Below are 1,803 nucleotides of genomic sequence, written 5' to 3'. Positions count from 1 at the left end.
ACGAACGCAACGGCGACTTGGTACTGAAGGTGCAGATGTTGGAACAAGAACTCAAGGAAGCGCGGCGCGATCGCCCTGAAAGCAAAAACTCGGCTCCGGCAGTCGCAGAATTTCCAGAGTCGGCCGACCTGCTCAACCAATTAAAAGCGCGGCGCAAAAAGTCGAGGGCGGACTTGGCGGATATGGAGGTGATTCTAGAGTTACTTGGTCAAGCTGGCAGGCCGTTGTGAGGGAACCTTGACTTGCTGATGGAACTGAAGTCTTTTGCGACTAAGGCATGACTGCTACCAAAACTTGATACTCAGTTGATACTCAGTTGATACTCAATTTGGTCGTTTTTTCGTCAAACGGTAGTCACTTGATACTCAGTTGATACTCAATTTGACCCCTCGACAAGCCAGAAAATCAGCAATAAAAAACCTCAAACCGTTGATTTCTCGTTAGTTTGAGGTTCTTATAGACATAAGCGGGCAGCGGGAATCGAACCCGCATAGTTAGCTTGGAAGGCTAAAGTTTTACCACTAAACTATGCCCGCACACACACAGAATCTAAACATACCACAAGCTTCTGAGAATTGCAATAGGTCTGTGCAAAATTTTTCACGTTCTCCCTGAAAGTGGTTGAATAGGGACTTGTAGCCCGCCCCAAAAATCCCCTCTCCCACGCTACTAAATGCTTTACGGATGGAAATAATCGTAGATTTGCTGCGCCAGACGCGGGCCAATCCCAGAAACTTCAGCCAACTGTTCGGGAGTCGCTAGACGCAGATAGTCGATCGACCGAAAATGCGCTAACAATAGTTTTTGTCGGTGGTGTCCCAACCCCGGAATCTCATCTAAGCGCGATCGCTTCATTCTCTGACTTCTTTGATCCCGGTGAAAACTCACAGCAAACCTGTGCGCCTCATCCCGCACCCGCCGGAGTAATTGTACGCCGGGTTGCTCAGAATTAGTTGGCAGCGGCAAAGATTCCCCCGGCAAAAATATCTCTTCTCGCTGCTTCGCCAAACTCACAACCCGCAATTCATCTAGCAAATTCATCTCCCGCAAAACAGCCACAACTGCTGACAATTGACCCTTCCCACCATCGATCATGATTAAGTCAGGTTTGTCAACAATAGAAGGGGAAACCGTAGAGAAACTTCCCATTTCTGTCTGTTCTCTTAAATCGCTAAATTCTTCTTCCTTATTCCTGACGTTTGTACTGAGCGAAGTCGAAGTATCCGTTAAATCCGTTACAAAATCCGTTGCCGAACTTCCTTCTTCCTTTACTCCTCGAAATCTTCTGCCGAGAACTTCTGCTAAACTAGCAAAGTCGTCAGAATGACCGGATTTTATTTCAGGATTTTTAATTTTGTAGTGTCGGTAGTGTTGATTTGCAGGTAAACCATCGATAAATACGACGCGGGAAGCTACCGCGTCCGAACCTTGGATGTGAGAAATATCGTAACCTTCAATGCGGTGCGGCAGTTCTGGTAAATCGAGAATTTCGGCTAAATCTTCCATTGCTTGAGAATTGCGATCGCCCAATTTTTGCATTCTTGCCAATTCATACTCAGCATTGCGTTCCACCATCTCAATTAACTCCGCCTTAGTTTGGCGCTGCGGAGTCAAAATAGTCACTTTTCGCCCCTTGCGGTTGCTCAACCAATCTGCTAATATTTCGCCTTCTGGTAAGTCGTACTGTACAGAAATCTCGCTGGGAATTTCTACGGATTCGACATTTTGATAATGTTCTTCCAAAACTCGCTGCAAAATCGCCCCGGCCTCTACCCCCCCTCGTTCCCCCCCTTGGTAAGGGGG

Annotated in this window: 2 protein-coding genes and 1 tRNA gene; 1 reads left to right on the top strand and 2 read right to left on the bottom strand. The window is 47.1% G+C overall.

What is annotated here, in order from left to right; genetic code table 11:
• A partial coding sequence (locus tag QT974_RS33960; RefSeq protein ID WP_333472752.1) for a flagellar alpha dynein occupies positions 1-230 on the top strand: 230 nt, incomplete at its 5' end.
• Positions 231-465: 235 nt separating this feature from the next.
• On the opposite strand, the gene QT974_RS33955 is transcribed toward QT974_RS33960, so the two are convergent.
• Both QT974_RS33955 and QT974_RS33950 read right to left on the bottom strand, forming a co-directional pair.
• A tRNA-Gly gene (locus QT974_RS33955) sits at positions 466-536 on the bottom strand.
• Between the two features lie 142 nt (positions 537-678).
• The coding region (locus QT974_RS33950; protein ID WP_333472751.1) for a helix-hairpin-helix domain-containing protein at positions 679-1,803 on the bottom strand (1,125 nt) is incomplete at its 5' end.

The organism is Microcoleus sp. BM001215392, from assembly GCF_036700185.1.
Classification (GTDB): domain Bacteria; phylum Cyanobacteriota; class Cyanobacteriia; order Cyanobacteriales; family Microcoleaceae; genus Microcoleus.
Note: the sequence above shows the minus strand (reverse complement) of the source record. Positions and strands in the feature narration are given on the sequence as shown.